Raw genomic sequence first — 14,939 nt, forward strand, 5'->3', positions numbered from 1 at the left:
TAACTAATTACTGAGGTGACATCACTAGACAGACAACTTGTTTTTCTAGCTTTTCATTTAGATTAGGAATTTGAAGTTTATTTTCTTGACACAGTTCATCAATTAAGGGGTTTAACTCAGATTCATTAAGCTGCGAGTATTCGCGGTTGGCATTTTCGAGTAATGTTTTTCGCCCTAACATCATCCCATCATTGCGGACAAGCGTGACTAAATAATCTTTGGCATCTTGCCGTACTTTTTCTAACTCATCACTGTTATCTTCTCCTCCTCCATTTCCAGTATCAGCCGGAACAATACCCAATTCCTGTAGTAAACTACAGTTATGCAAAATTTGGGAGTCACGGATAAATCCTTCTAACTCCTTTAAATTCGGAGTTAGATCGCCTACAACTAAATCCCCACCCAGAGCCGCATTCACTAAACTGTGGTAAGTTGCCAGGTAATGTACTGAATTTAAAGTGGGGATGATGTGACGATGAGGAGAACCCGTAAAGATGCGCTTAAACAGTTTGTATCCAGCATTTTTAGGTTGACCTAATTGGGCAGCCCGAATTAGGATTAGACTATCGCAGAGCTTTTGATTCAGCGCTTTTTCACAAGCTTTCATCAGATAAGAAAAGCTTCTCAAGTTAGCCTCTTCACTCCAGACAATCCCGCTTCTTTCACGACTATCGGAGGGTTGATAGCTAAAGGAATAAATCGAATATTTGGTTTTCTGTAAAAGTTTAGGTTTAATGCCTTCTACTTGTAATGCAGCCAGAACTTCTTGCAACATTTGAATCAGTTCCGGTGAGCCAAGTTTAGGAATTCTATCAATTTTCTGCTGCGTTTTTTTGAATTCCTTGCGCCAGACTAAATCAAATGCAGCCAACGGATCAGTTGGAGGATTCACAGGTTTTGGCGAGGGAGTCTCTGGTTCCGGCTTAGGCGTGACTGGAACTCCGCCTTTAACTAAATGAGCTTTATACTCTTTAAATAGCTGACTCCCTAATTGTAAAGCATAGCGAGGAGTAGTTTTGCCACGGGGAAATTTCTCCTCTAAAGCTTGCCGAGTTAAGGGATAAATCGGCGAGTCAGGCTGAGGCTCAACTTGCTGATGTAACGGATAAAGTCGAGTTGCCCAAAGTGCTTCGGCTTGCTCCAATGTAATCGGTTTGAGAGAAAGCGCTCCAATGACTCGACCTTCAGTTATATCAGCAGGTTGGATGCGATCTTTATTCTCTCTCCAGGTACTGGTAATAATACTAATAATCACCAGCAAGTTTTGCGGATAGCGCGTGTGAATACTGGAATTGACATTAAATAAAGCTTGTAAGTCCAGGGAACCGTCAGGAAAACGAGGGATGTTATCCAATTGGTCAAAACACAGGACAATCGGCTGGCTGCTGGCTGAAATTCGACCAAAGTTAGCCAAAACCTTCTGAGCCGCATCTTCAGTATCGATTAAACGTTTAACTCCCAATTCTTGGAGATCATCTTCATCTAATTCATCTCCGCGCAACCAATAACAAGCAAGGGCGTGTAATTCAGGATTAGTCAGGTGATAGAGGACTTTGAAAAACTCTCTGGGATTGTAGATTCCTGACGGATAACTGGCTGTCAGATCACTAATAAATTTCTTCTGCTCACCCAGTAGCTGTTTGATCAAGCTACTTTTTTTGAAAGCAGGTAAACTATTGAGCCAAAGCAGCAACTGAGAATCCTGTTGACCTTCGGGAACATGCATCAAACTATCGACCGTTTGCCGCAGAATATGACGCCAGATATAATCACTATCGGGCCAGGGTCCAATATAAGCAAAAAAGGCTTTGGGGTTAAGCGTGCGTTTCAGCCGTGCTAAAAGATAACTCTTACCTGAACCGGAATCTCCCGCCAATAGTAAAGTGCGCGGATAATGGTCTTTGGTAACCTGATTCAGAACTCCTTCTATCTGAGTAATCACGTTTTTATGAATTGAATCAACCGTGATCGCTTGATCTTGCCGTTCCTGCCAAAAGTTACCCGTCTGAAAGGTTACTGGGTCAAAAGGATTAATCTCTTGCCGAATAATTTGATCAATGAGTGCCATGCTAAAATTGGGTTCTGCTCGGAGACTGCCGGGACAATGGAATAGAATTAGTGGGTAGGATGTTAAGTCGAATGGCACTGAAAAGCGTGCATTTTTGGGTCGCCGAAACCCTGGATATACTGTAGGGTGGGCATTGCCCACCAGCATAGGCGTCAGTACCATTCATGTTAAGTCACGATGATAAAGAACAATGGTCCCCCAATATCTTGAGGAATCCCCGCCTCAATTTGTTCTGAGGTATACGCTCTTACTTCTTGTAAAGCACTAAGTTCTATCTTATCTTGCCGTTCTAGGCGATAGAGTGCCTGATCTAATTCTTCCCGTGACAGGGGCGGTTGTAACTTATCCCGCAAATAGAAAATCGGCAAATAGTTGTCAGTCCCCAATTGTCGGTCTAAATCTTGAATTATCTGTAAAATCTCTTCATCATTGGAGACGGCTGTCTTTGATGTATTCCGTAGAAAGCGCAGGTAATCTGCCAGCATTGCTTTAGTCATCGTTAGATTCCCTGCACCCAGAGGCATATATTCCTCCCGCAGATACTCCTTCCCCGGTTCCGTCAGCCAGACATCTTTAATTTTTGTCTGTACTGGCTCAATAAACCCCCGATGTGCCAAACTGTCGATGAGTGCCTGTCGGGTTTTAGCTGGGGTGATGTTGGTTTTGCCGGGAGTAATCGCGCCCTTCTCACAAGCTTGGAGTATTTTCAACTCTTGTGGAGTTACAGGTAATCCCGCCGGATCTAATTTCAGCAAGGATTGCCCAGGAGGAGCAATTTTCAGCTTTTGAATCTCCTCACTATAGCCAACCAAATCGCGTTCTCCTAGCTGACGACAGATGCGATCGCGTTCTGAGGCTGGTGTTTTAGAATTTGGCTTAAGTTCCGTAATCGATGCTCGATAATCCTGCTTCCCCAATAGTTTCAACAGAAACTTTAGTTCTTTAATGTCCATACAATCAACCTAACTTAATTCGCTTCCCCAATTCTAGAGAATAAGATGCTCCCACTACCAATGTTGTGGCATTCCATTGCCGTGACTAAATTCTTCATCAACGCGATCGCATTGTCACTATCCCCAAAGATAGGAGAGTTTTACTCGTTTGTAGTCAGCGCTTTAGCGCTATCAAACGTCTCCTTATCTTCGCCTTTCGTTTCACAAGCCAAAAAATACAAATCCGGATCAGTCAGACAATACAACACACCAAAAAACGCTTTGGCTTGATACACTCCCCTTTACGCCCAGACCCTGTAGGGGCAGGTTTAGGAACTAAATTAGATATTCACCGATAACTGAACCACAAAACCTGCCCTCCCCACCAATAACTCCCTTTCATTGTTTTCTCAAAGATTCTGTTCCTGGAATGTGACCAAATATCCGTTCAGAATATTCCAGTAACTCCTGATTATCGAATAACTTTCGGTAGGATGGATCATCAGCGAAGTATTTCCATCGGCTACCAACATCCATGTTTATTGCTTTTCCGTGATATTCACGTCCTTCAAAGGAACTACCATCACCTCGACGACTGACTGTATTGATGCCGACATCCGAAAACTCTAGGTTGAGCTGAGACGCAATGTCTCGGCGATAGTCTACGTCAGCGAACCATTGATTATAATTAATACATATTTTTTTGTTTTTTAAGAGATTTGTTTCTCCTAAATATTCTTTAGCATAGTCAATCCACATACCTATATCTGTTTTATTTTTAGAATTGACATCTCTATAGTTTTTCTTGATTCTACTCGCCAGCAAATTAAATGGGTCTCGTAAAATTAAAACATCGTACTTGTCTTGACTCTTACCGAAATAGAGATCATGCTTTAACTCAAATAAAGGATTGGTGATTTGCTCCAGACTATAATCTTCGTAGCTATGCAGCAAACAATCTTTTTTTTCAAAAAAACCTTTGGCTTCTTGTCGCCACCACTCAATGTCTTTGGTTTTGTCTTTTCGGAGTAAATCTTCGTATTTTTCCCGATAAGGATTTCTATTGACTCGGATATTGTTCAGGTGTCTAACCTTTCCAGTTTCTTGCTTTTCTATCCAATGAATAATGGCATGATTGCCACTGCGTCTTAATCCAACAACCCTAATTTCTTTCTGATTAATTACTTGCGACAAAATATGTCGTTGTGAAATTGATCGAACTATATCTTCAATACCATGATGCAATTGACGATTTGCTTTTTGTCGTAATGTCGATGATTCTTGCAAAAGCTGAAGAAAAGGTGATTTTTGAGACATGGTTTTTACTATCAATTGTCTAACAACACTAAAAATCATACCTTACTATTTTTTTATCGCACAGTGCGCCCAGGAACTCTCAACCCGCTTCTCGCACTTGATCGGTATAATCTTTGGGACGCAGTTGACGAAAAACTTGCAATGCCGCTTGGCGTAAACTTAGAGGTAAATAGGATAAAATTACTCCCAATTGCGCTTTCCGAGAACTGCCAATAATCTCCGCTACATCTTGCAACATTTGGCGTCCCTGAACTGTATCCCCATTTTCAATTAACCGTAATCCCAAGGCTTCTTTTGTCCATGCCAATTTTTGTATGCGTAGTTTTTCTAATTCCTGTTCGGGAAATCGATAACTCTCAATACAAAACACCTTCGCCTTCAAAAAATGTAGATTCTGTCTTAAACTCGTCTGTCCCCCGTGAAACCGATACTCCATCAAATTCTCCGGTAAAAAATACCCCTGCTTAAGCGCGATCGCTAATCGTACCAGTAAATCAAAATCCTCGCAGCCATCGGCTTCTGGGCGCATATAGTCCACATCCTGCAAACAGGCGCGACGAAACAAGGTTGAACCCACCTGCAAACTCTGATATTGAAAGGTTTGCCGCATTAAATCAGGGATTATACCCTGCGTCAGCTTATCTTTTCCCCACTTCGCCGCATTCTCTTTCGTCGCCAACTCATCCCGCTTACCATTTTTATCAATAACCCAGTGATTCGTACAGACAAAATCAACACTGGGTTCCACCTCTAATACTGCCACCGTTTTTTCTAAGAACTCCGGCGTCAGGGCATCATCATCATCAAATTTGATAAAATAGTTTCCCTGTGCCACATCAAAACCAGAACGCATATTTTTACTGCGCCCAATATTGTTAGCATGGCGAATGTAGCGAATTCGGGAATCATCCCACTGACTAACAACCGTCGGCGTCTCATCGGTTGAACCATCGTCGCAAATAATTAATTCAAAGTCTTTATAGGTTTGATTCAGGACACTATTAACTGACTCAAATAGATAGTTTACACGATTGTAAGTAGGAATACAAACACTAACGTTAGACATGATCAATTCGTTATTGGTTATGGAGCAAAAGTCATGAATTATACAGGTATTGAGTTAAAGGTAATTGAGAATATTAACAATTTTATGCCGAAAAAATGTATCATTATCTTCATACCAATCACGAGCATTATCCCCCCATTCTTTTTTAGTTGTATCATCCATTCCTAATATTTGATATATTTTTTCCTCTAATGCCTGCCTATCGACATAATAATTAATGCCGACTCCCTGCACCTGAGCTGTATCACAATCTACTAAAATGCCTCGCTCAGGTGTAATTAATTCATTCATCGGCGGGGCATTGGTCGTCAGAATCACCGAACGACAGCTCATGGCTTCGACAATTCCATGACCAAAGCCCTCTGCTTCTGAAGGACATAAATGAACGCCATGACTGTTTTGATAGTTCCTTAACGCTGGATCATCCAAATACTTGGTAATATACTCAATATTAGCTGCCTCAATTAGGTCAGCTTCTTGCCAATTGCGTCGAATAGTCAGATGAGGTAAACCTGGATGACGCTGCCAAATTTCGATAATTGTATTTGTGCCTTTTTGAGGACTTTTTCCAGCCAAATGTAAAAATTTATCATAACGTTTTGTTTTGGTTTCGTCTAAGCGGTCAAAACTGGTGAAGCTGATAAACTCAGTCCGGCATCCTAGCTTGTTAAAGATACGTTGAGCAAACCGTGTTTTACAAAGGATATAGTCAAAATGAGGGAGATCAGGAAGCCACTCCTGCCAAAACCATTCTTGATTAGGGATCAAACAATTCAGCTTTGCACAGGGGAATAATGGGGGTACGACATGCTCTAGGAAGAGATTAATATCGTAGATAGGGGTTTTTGGTAAACCTGAGTTTATCGGTTGACCTTGAGCATCAACAGGTAGTGAATTGATATTAAAAAGAGTAACTTGAAAATTAGCTTGCTTTAGAAGAGTAGCTACAATAGCCGCATCTCGACTTAATCCAGCATTATTATCGACTGTTATTATATTGACATGCCGCATACGCCATTTTAAAAATCGTGACTGTTGCTAGGAGGAAAGGAAAATAATGCTGCCAAGGAACCTAAAAAAATCTAGGGCTAAAGTTCCCTGACTACGAACCCTTGCTAAAATGTGACCAGCCTTGAGCTAAATCGTATAACATCATGTGTTCTGATCGCACCACTGATAGCCAACCCCATTCCTCCTTTATCCCCCAGGTATCCGTCGTTGTCCCCATCTACAACGGTGCCGCCGACATACCCGACTTAATTCAGTGTCTCTTCTCACAAACATACCCCAAAGATCAGGTAGAATACCTCCTCGTAGATAATAATAGCCGCGATCGCACACCGGATATCCTGCAACAAGCGGCTCAAGACGCCAGAGCTAGAGGCATCACCCTTCACCCCCTCACCGAAAACCAGATTCAAAGTTCCTACGCAGCCCGCAATACAGGCATAAAAGCATCCACTGGTGAAATTCTAGCCTTCACCGATGCCGATTGTCGCCCCCTTCCTCAGTGGTTGAGTCTCTTAGTTCAACCCTTCGCCAATCCCCAAATCGGATTAGTTGTGGGCGAAATTTCCGCCTTACCCGGTAAAACGCTGCTCGAAAAACATGCTGAACGTCAAGGAACATTAAGCCAAAAAAACACTCTAGATCATCCATTTTATCCCTACGGTCAAACCGCAAATTTAGCCATTCGTCGCCAAGCCTTACAAGAGGTTGGCTTATTCCGTCCCTACATGACAACCGGAGGAGATGCGGATATTTGTTGGCGAATTCAGCGCCAGACTCAATGGCAACTCGACTTTGCCCAAACAGCCATTGTCCAACACCGCCACCGCACGAACCTGCGGGAATTCCGTAGCCAATGGCAACGCTATGGACGTTCAAATAAATACTTACACGAATTACACGGCGTTGAGTTGCAACCGAAATTAACCTCAAAAAAATCTTTCTATTTAATCAGTCGTTGGTTGCTAAAGGAATTGCCAATAACCAGCGGACAAGTTATTGCCGGAAAAGCCTCTGTGGGGGATGTGCTAAAAACTCCAATTAATCTGTACGGTGCTTGGTATCGCGACCTCGGACAACAACAAACTCAACTCAATGAAAAAGCGAATAAAATTGATTGGTTGTAAAATATTTTTTAATTTTGAAGGGTGTAGGGGCGGGTTTTACCATTATCCTTACTTGCCACCCAGATGTCACTAAACCCGCCCCCTCTGAATGACAGCATAACGCTGATTTGCCGATTCGTCTGATTCTTGTGTTACAACAGAGCTGGTTAGACTCTCTAGCGACGACTCACCCCGATAGTTATGCCAACGCCTCAGATTGCTGCGATTATCTGTACTCACAACCGAGATGCGTATCTAGGCGCTGCCATTGATAGCCTATTAGCCCAAGATTGTGATAATTTTATAGTCGTAGTGGTCGATAACGCCTCTAGCGATCGCACTCGTGAGATTGTTGAAGCCCGAATCTCCCATCCCCAACTCAAATACGTTTACGAACCCGTCATTGGTCTTTCCGTGGCACGCAATACAGGCGCAAAGGAAACCACTGCTCCCATTCTCGCCTATTTAGATGATGATGCCGTCGCCAGTCCCCAATGGCTGAGATTTCTCCTAGAGGCTTATCAACAAAATGAAAAATTGGCAGTAGCTGGCGGTAAAGTCACCCTAATCTGGCCCCCCGGCATCGAACCCCCCAACTGGATATCCCCAGAACTCGCTGGCAATCTAGGACTTTATGATCTCGGAGATACTGTTGTCTATATCAAAGAACCTGGTTTAACACCCAGAGGCTTAAACTACTCCATCCGGCGTACCTTCCTGGAAAAAATTGGCGGTTTTGATCCTAATCTAGGGCGTCAAGGCAAAAAATTACTCTCCAACGAAGAATTATACGTGACTGAACTTGCCCTCAAACAGGGTTGGCAAGTTGCCTATCTCCCCGATGCCGTCGCTGCCCACAATGTCGCCCCAGAACGCCTCAAAGCAAGCTGGTTCTTGCAGCGTAGCTGGTGGCAAGGGATTAGCGAATGTTATCGCGAAGAAGTGGCAGGTCGAACCGGGATACGTCAGTTAGGACGAGGAGGAGAACGCATCGCCCGGGGACTCTATAAATCTGCGAAACATTTGACTGACCCAGCCAAACGGTTTGATAATCTAGTTTATGCTTATGGTCAGATTGGTTACTTACGTGCCGCCATTCAAGCTATGCTAATCAAACCCAAAGATGAGGTCTGACTGATGAGGGAACAAGGAAGATGGGGGAGATGAGGGAGCTGGGGGAGCAGGGGGAGCTGGGGGAGCAGGGGGAGCTGGGGGAGCTGGGGGAGCTGAGGGAGCCGGGGGAGCCGGGGGAGCCGGGGGAGCTAGGGGAGCTGAGGGAGCTGGAGCAAATTGTGTAGGGGCGGGTTTCACTACTATCTTTTCGGTTACACCCAGATGTAAATAAACCCGCCCCGACTTGACGAATGACGAATGACGAATGACGAATGACATAAGACAAATGACGAATGACGAATGACGAATCATGAAAAAAGCACTAATATGCGGCGTGTCCGGTCAAGATGGCGCTTATCTGGCTAAATTACTCCTCAACGAAGGGTATAGCGTCTGTGGTACATCACGGGATGCTCAAATGTCATCCTTTCAGAATTTAGTTCGCCTGGGTATCCGTGACCAAGTGAAACTAGAATCCGCCGCCCTCACTGATTTTCGCAGTGTTCTGCAAGTCCTGATGAAAAATCAACCGGATGAAGTCTATAACTTGGCAGGACAAAGTTCGGTGGGATTGTCGTTTGAACAACCCGTAGAAACCCTAGAAAGTATTTCTATTGGTACGTTAAATCTTTTAGAAGCGATTCGGTTTACGGGTGAACCTATTAAATTTTATAATGCGGGGTCGAGTGAATGTTTTGGGGATATTGGCACAGAAGCGGCGGATGAAACGACCCCATTTCGCCCCAGAAGCCCTTATGCCGTGGCAAAATCGGCTGCCTTTTGGCAAGTGGCAAACTATCGGGAAGCTTACGGTTTGTTTGCTTGTTCCGGAATTCTGTTCAATCACGAATCTCCCCTGAGACCCCAACGATTTGTGACCCAAAAGATTGTTGCGGCAGTGTCTCGTATTGCCCAAGGTAGCCACGAAAAGCTTTATCTGGGTAATGTTGACATTAAACGTGACTGGGGATGGGCACCGGAATACGTTGAGGCGATGTATAAAATATTGCAACAAGAAGAACCCGATGATTATGTGATTGCCACCGGAGAGAGTTACACCTTAGAAGAGTTTGTGGTAGCGGCTTTTGATTCGGTCGGCTTAAATTGGCAAGATTATGTGATCACGGATAGGAGTTTGTTCCGACCAACTGATTTAGCAATCAGTCGGGGAAATCCTACCAAAGCCAGAGAAAAACTCGGATGGCAAGCTCAGTATAAAATGCCTGATGTTGTGCGGATGATGGTTCAAGCTAAACAAAATTCGGCACAATAAAAATGCAGGGTCATTGGTCATTTTGTCTCAATATCTGTAGAACGCGGACTCAATAAGAAAACCTCCATGCTTCCATCATTGTCTAACTTCTGAGCAAATGACTCATGGGTAAGGATATCGAAGTTTTCTGCCAAGAATGTCTCTAATAGTTGAGAACTTTGGGAAGACACTTGAGTGGCAAACCAAAAGCGCGACCCAATTGGTGGTAAGTCACTCACCAATTGTTCTAGATCGGATGTCTCTAAAGTTTTAGGAAGGATATGTTGATGAGCTGGGGCGGAACCGTGATAGTAATGGGCTAGCGCCTTGTCATAATACATCGACCAAATAATGATATCACCCGGTTGCTCGTTGGTGTTAATGACTTGGACAACGGCTTTATAATTGGGTCGATCTTGAACGGTATAGTAGCGCACCAATCCACCGCCAACGGCTATTATATAGGCTACCGCAATGGCTATCGCCACGATTCGCCACTGACGCCACACTCTCATCAAACCTGCTGCCAGTAGGATGAAAATGTAAGGGCTAGCAAATAACAAATAGCGGGTCACCCACAGGGACATTGAGATATAGGAAAACGCAAAGATTAAGCCGAGTGGTATAAATGCCCAGGCTGCGACCCAAAATAGCTTTGATGAATTGTGATATTTATTTTTGATCAGCGCCGCACCTAATAAGCCCGCTAATAGTCCCGCAAATAGTTTGTAAAACCAGGCGGCGATCGCATTAGACTGAACCGAGAAGGGCCAGACTGTAAAAAACTTCAAAGTACGGATAATATCAATCAATTGTGGCGTGCGTCTACCCGCGACATGTCCTTGCTGGGCATAAGAGGACGAAGGAGACGCCACTTCAACCACGGATAATACACCTGGAGACCACAAAACCACAATCAGCAGCAGCCATTTGCCAAAATCGAACAACACGGCGCGTTGATTGCGGAATCTCCATCCCACCAACAGGATATCCGGTATCAGTAACGTCAGGTTAAGCGGTACTGTGAATATGGCTAAGAGTCGCAAACCTGCCCACCCAGCCATTGACGCCAAACTAGGACGCTTACCGGGTTCACGCATCAGGGCGTATGTCAACGCCACAGTACCACCTAACCCCAAGCAAGTACTCATGGCATACATGCGTACTTCTTGGGCGTGATTGATGAATAGGGGTGAAAGTGCCAAGATTAGGGCAGCGATTAAGCCTTCTGCTTCTCCGGCTAAACGACGACCTAGCTGATAGACAAGAAAAACACTTGTTATCGCAAATAGGACAGATAATCCTCGCAGCCAAGCATCATGATTGCTAACCTGTATCCAGATACTCAGCAGCATATAATACAGGGGACGAACTAGGTTGTTCGGCGGCAATCCCCGTTCTGTTTGAATGTCGGTAACACTGGTGAGTTCATCAATCCAGAATCCTTCTTCTGCGAGTTGGTAAAGGTAGAGGGTTGCGGCGATTAATCCGATTAAGCTAATCGGAAGCCATTGCCGGAAATGAGCCGCTCGAAGTTTGGCGTTTATCGAGGTAGATGATCCCATATCAGTTTACCCAATTGATAGAGTATGTTTTGAGGGAAGAATTATTGATATTCTACAGGCTTGATCAAAACTAAAATAGGTTACGTTTTGTATACACACCTTAAACCCTCACCAATTACCCATGAAGATTTTGATGCTCTCTTCTACGTTCCCCTATCCCCCAACCCAAGGAGGGACTCAGGTAAGGACGTTTAACTTACTCAAACATCTCAGTGGACATGAGATTACCCTACTCACTCAACGCGCTGACGATGTAACCGATGCTGACATTGAAGCATTACGAGAATGGGTGGCTGAGTTGGTCGTTTTTCCCCGTCCCACAACTTCCAGTCTGAAGGGAGGATTGTTAGGCAAGTTACAGCGCTTCGGTCAGTTTTTACAGCAGGGGATTCCTCCCAGTGTCCTCTCGATTTATTCTCCACAATTACAGGATTGGGTTGATCAGTGTGTCAAGAAGAATAACGTTGATGTAATTACCTGCGAACATAGCGTTAACGAAATTTATGTGCGTCCGGAGTTTCGCGAACAACTGCGAACAGTTGTCAATATTCACAGTTCGGTGTACGCTTCCTGTCGCAATCAGTTGCAAACGGGTACAAGTGAGAATCTCTGGCGCGATCGCTTGAATCTGCCTCTACTTTATCGCTATGAACAGCGCTACTGTGCTAAATTCTCTCATATTGTGGTGACGACGGATGATGATCGCCAACAGATTCAGGCATTTAATCCCCCCAGTCAGATTGCAGTGATTCCCAATGGTGTAGACTTTAGCCAATTTCCTTATCGAACTGTTGATCCAGGTGGACATTGCTTGACGTTTATTGGCGCGATGGATAATTTAGCCAATATTGATGCGGTGAAGTTCTTAAGTTTAGAGGTATTTCCCGCGATTCAAGAACGGTATCCAGACACAACCTTAACCCTGGTTGGCGCACGTCCCACCTCTGAGGTATCGGCGCTGGGGAATCATCCCGGAATTACGGTAACGGGGCGGGTTCCTTCTATGGCAGACTACTTACATCAAGCCACGGTATGCGTTGTCTCGATGCGAACAGGGTATGGGATCAAGAACAAAACCCTGGAGGCGATGGCGGCGGGTGTACCTGTGGTGGGAAGCGATCGCGGGTTGGAAGGACTGGAGGTTGATAGTCCTAATGTACCATTAAGAGCATTGAGGGCAAATTCGGTTTCCGAGTATATTGATGCCGTGACTCGCTTATTTACAGATTCTCAACTGAGACAGGAATTGTCACAAAATGGACGCCAGTTTATTGAGAATAATTATATATGGGAGCGAGCCGCCCAGCTTTATGAACAAGTCATTTGTGCAAAGTGAACAAACAAATAGGGGCTGATGCACAAAGCCGAAACCGCAAAGCCCATCAATACTTTGAGTTTTATTGACAGAGGGTTGGATTCAAGGAATAGTCTGTCAATAATTTGTGATCAAAAATTAATGATAAATTATCTATATAAATAATTTATCATTAAAAAGTTAAAATGTTTATATAATAAGGTAAAACTGTTTGATGAAATAGATAGAATCCATTAGGAAATTTTAATAAATGCCATCTCAATTCATCATTAATCCCGATACAACCGAATTTATGACTATTTGGGGGGGAATTTGAAGCGCTATGAAAATTCTCATCCTCTCTGCCACATTTCCCTATCCACCCACTGGCGGCGGAACTGAGGTTAGAACATTTAACTTACTCAAGGCTCTGAGTGAGCGTCATCAGATTACCCTGGTGACTCAACGCACTGATGATATTTCCGAGACTGACGTGGAAAAGTTGCAGGAATGGGTCGAAGAACTCGTCGTTTTCCCTCAACCCAACAACTCAGAGAACAACAGTGGACTGCGGTCAAAAATGCAGCGCTTGAGTACATTCCTGCAACAAGGCACGCCTCAAAGTGTCTTAAAACACTACTCCCCAGAGATGCAGGAGTGGGTTAACCAGGCAATAGAGTCAGGAAACTTTGATGTGATCACCTGCGAACATAGCATGAATGAAATTTATGTTCGCCCCCAATGGCGAGAGAAGTTGCGAACTGTCGTCAATATTCATAGTTCCCTCTATCGCAAGCAGCGCCATCAGTTAGACGGCAAACCCGCGGATAAGCAGCTACGAGAGCAATTAAATTTACCCCTACTGCGCCGTTACGAAGAGCGATATTGTGGCAAGTTTACCAATATTGTCGTTGCCACTCCTAAAGATCGCCGTCAGATTGAGGATTATGAACCCGAGGGCAAGATTATGTTAGTTCCCAATGGGGTCGATTTTAAACAGTTTCCTAAGCGTGTCTCCGATCCGGGGGGACAGCGATTAGTGTTTGTGGGTGTTATGGATAGCCCAACAAACGTTGATGCGGTGCGTTTCTTCAGCTTGGAAGTATTCCCAGAGATTTTACGACGGTATCCAGAAGCAACGCTAGAAATCGTTGGCGCACGCCCTGTACCTGAGGTATTAGAGTTGCAGGAACGTCCGGGAATTACGGTAGCAGGGCGGGTGAGTTCAACCGTAGACTATTTGCATAAGGCAACAGTTTGTGTGATTCCCCTGCGGACTAGCTATGGGATTAAAAACAAAACCCTAGAAGCCATGGCAGCAGGAGTCCCTGTGGTAGCGAGCGATCGCGGTTTGGAAGGATTGCCTGTGGATGGCGGAGATGTCCCCCTGCGGGCATTACGGGCAAATGAACAGGCTGAGTATGTGTATGCGGTGAGTCGCTTATTTGAGAACCGTCAGCTTCGCAAACAACTCTCCGAGAATGGGCGAAGGTTGGTTGAGCAGAAATATACTTGGAAACGGGCGGGGGAGCTTTATGAGAAGGTATTAATGGGGAAATGATATTGAATAGGGCAAGGGATCAGTGTCACAGTAGGGACAACCCCCTTGTTTCAATGAACAACTCCATTCCACTCAATAGGTTTGGGTATGAGTGTAGATTTACTGGCATTTTTTAAGGCGACAAATCCCGGTCAGACGATTAATATTGCTGATCCAGAGGATCGCAAGTACTATATCGACTTTTCTCCAGTTCGGGGTGGGACGATTATTGAGGAGTTGAAGGAGAACGTAATCGCGACTGTCCCCGACTTCAGCGATAGCAAGTCGGGGAAGGATAGCGGATAATTTGCAGGTTTCAATATCCGGAAAATTATCAAATTGCTATTGTTATTTTACCAGATTAAATAGTAGAATAGGTGTATGCTAACACGTCGAACCACTTTCAGGCTTTATCCAAACAAGACCCAATGTAACAAGCTCCATTGGGCTAGAAAAATGCATTGTGAATTATACAATGCAGCAATGGCTAATCGTAGGACACAGTACAAACACTTTGGGCATTCTGTTGATTATTTGGAACAACAGAACTGTTTACCTGAGTTTAAAAAGGTTTGGATTGAGTATGCTGAATTAGGTTCCCATACGTTACAAGCTACCTTAAAGCGGGTTGATTTTGCCTATAAGCGATTTTTCCAAGGATTAGGTAAGTATCCTAAG

13 protein-coding genes and 1 pseudogene are annotated in these 14,939 nt (G+C 44.2%); 7 read left to right on the forward strand and 7 right to left on the reverse strand.

Features of this window, described 5'->3' with window-relative positions:
* Nucleotides 1-7: 7 nt before the first annotated feature.
* The 6 genes from RIB93_RS12700 to RIB93_RS12725 all read right to left on the reverse strand — a co-directional run bounded on the left by RIB93_RS12700 (nucleotide 8) and on the right by RIB93_RS12725 (nucleotide 6,394).
* Complete coding sequence (locus RIB93_RS12700; protein WP_446373127.1) at nucleotides 8-2,230, reverse strand: AAA family ATPase; 2,223 nt, start codon at nucleotides 2,228-2,230, stop codon at nucleotides 8-10.
* Between the two features lie 5 nt (nucleotides 2,231-2,235).
* Complete coding sequence (locus RIB93_RS12705) at nucleotides 2,236-3,021, reverse strand: hypothetical protein (protein WP_446373128.1); 786 nt, start codon at nucleotides 3,019-3,021, stop codon at nucleotides 2,236-2,238.
* Nucleotides 3,022-3,161: 140 nt separating this feature from the next.
* Nucleotides 3,162-3,296, reverse strand: a complete 135-nt coding sequence (locus RIB93_RS12710; RefSeq protein ID WP_446373129.1) for a hypothetical protein — start codon at nucleotides 3,294-3,296, stop codon at nucleotides 3,162-3,164.
* Between the two features lie 103 nt (nucleotides 3,297-3,399).
* Nucleotides 3,400-4,317 carry a hypothetical protein gene (locus RIB93_RS12715; protein WP_446373130.1) on the reverse strand — a complete coding sequence of 306 codons (918 nt, stop codon included), beginning with the start codon at nucleotides 4,315-4,317 and terminating at the stop codon, nucleotides 3,400-3,402.
* A gap of 79 nt (nucleotides 4,318-4,396) precedes the next feature.
* Entirely contained in the window at nucleotides 4,397-5,383 is a 987-nt protein-coding gene (locus RIB93_RS12720) for a glycosyltransferase family 2 protein (RefSeq protein WP_446373131.1), read from the reverse strand.
* 54 nt (nucleotides 5,384-5,437) lie between these two features.
* Complete coding sequence (locus tag RIB93_RS12725) at nucleotides 5,438-6,394, reverse strand: glycosyltransferase (protein WP_446373132.1); 957 nt, start codon at nucleotides 6,392-6,394, stop codon at nucleotides 5,438-5,440.
* A gap of 143 nt (nucleotides 6,395-6,537) precedes the next feature.
* On the opposite strand from RIB93_RS12725, the gene RIB93_RS12730 reads away from it, so the two are divergent.
* The 3 genes from RIB93_RS12730 to RIB93_RS12740 all read left to right on the forward strand — a co-directional run bounded on the left by RIB93_RS12730 (nucleotide 6,538) and on the right by RIB93_RS12740 (nucleotide 9,883).
* Complete coding sequence (locus tag RIB93_RS12730) at nucleotides 6,538-7,518, forward strand: glycosyltransferase (RefSeq protein WP_446373133.1); 981 nt, start codon at nucleotides 6,538-6,540, stop codon at nucleotides 7,516-7,518.
* A 180-nt stretch (nucleotides 7,519-7,698) separates the two neighbouring features.
* Nucleotides 7,699-8,631: a glycosyltransferase gene (locus RIB93_RS12735; RefSeq protein ID WP_446373134.1), complete on the forward strand. Its 933-nt coding sequence runs from the start codon at nucleotides 7,699-7,701 to the stop codon at nucleotides 8,629-8,631.
* Between the two features lie 289 nt (nucleotides 8,632-8,920).
* On the forward strand, nucleotides 8,921-9,883 hold the full coding sequence (locus RIB93_RS12740; RefSeq protein ID WP_446373135.1) for a GDP-mannose 4,6-dehydratase: 963 nt from the start codon (nucleotides 8,921-8,923) through the stop codon (nucleotides 9,881-9,883).
* Between the two features lie 17 nt (nucleotides 9,884-9,900).
* Here RIB93_RS12740 and RIB93_RS12745 read toward each other — a convergent pair whose 3' ends face one another.
* Entirely contained in the window at nucleotides 9,901-11,427 is a 1,527-nt protein-coding gene (locus RIB93_RS12745; protein WP_446373136.1) for a glycosyltransferase family 39 protein, read from the reverse strand.
* 121 nt (nucleotides 11,428-11,548) lie between these two features.
* Here RIB93_RS12745 and RIB93_RS12750 point away from each other — a divergent pair, with 121 nt between their 5' ends.
* From RIB93_RS12750 to RIB93_RS12765, 4 genes and pseudogenes are all read left to right on the forward strand, one after another.
* Entirely contained in the window at nucleotides 11,549-12,763 is a 1,215-nt protein-coding gene (locus tag RIB93_RS12750) for a glycosyltransferase family 4 protein (protein ID WP_446373137.1), read from the forward strand.
* A gap of 301 nt (nucleotides 12,764-13,064) precedes the next feature.
* Complete coding sequence (locus tag RIB93_RS12755) at nucleotides 13,065-14,282, forward strand: glycosyltransferase family 4 protein (RefSeq protein WP_446373138.1); 1,218 nt, start codon at nucleotides 13,065-13,067, stop codon at nucleotides 14,280-14,282.
* 87 nt (nucleotides 14,283-14,369) lie between these two features.
* Entirely contained in the window at nucleotides 14,370-14,567 is a 198-nt protein-coding gene (locus tag RIB93_RS12760) for a hypothetical protein (protein ID WP_446373139.1), read from the forward strand.
* A gap of 75 nt (nucleotides 14,568-14,642) precedes the next feature.
* Nucleotides 14,643-14,939 (forward strand): annotated as a pseudogene (locus tag RIB93_RS12765) (RNA-guided endonuclease InsQ/TnpB family protein); the annotation flags it as partial.

The sequence above is a fragment of the Coleofasciculus sp. D1-CHI-01 genome (genome assembly GCF_040218875.1).
In the GTDB taxonomy this organism is placed as follows: Bacteria; Cyanobacteriota; Cyanobacteriia; order Cyanobacteriales; family Coleofasciculaceae; genus Coleofasciculus.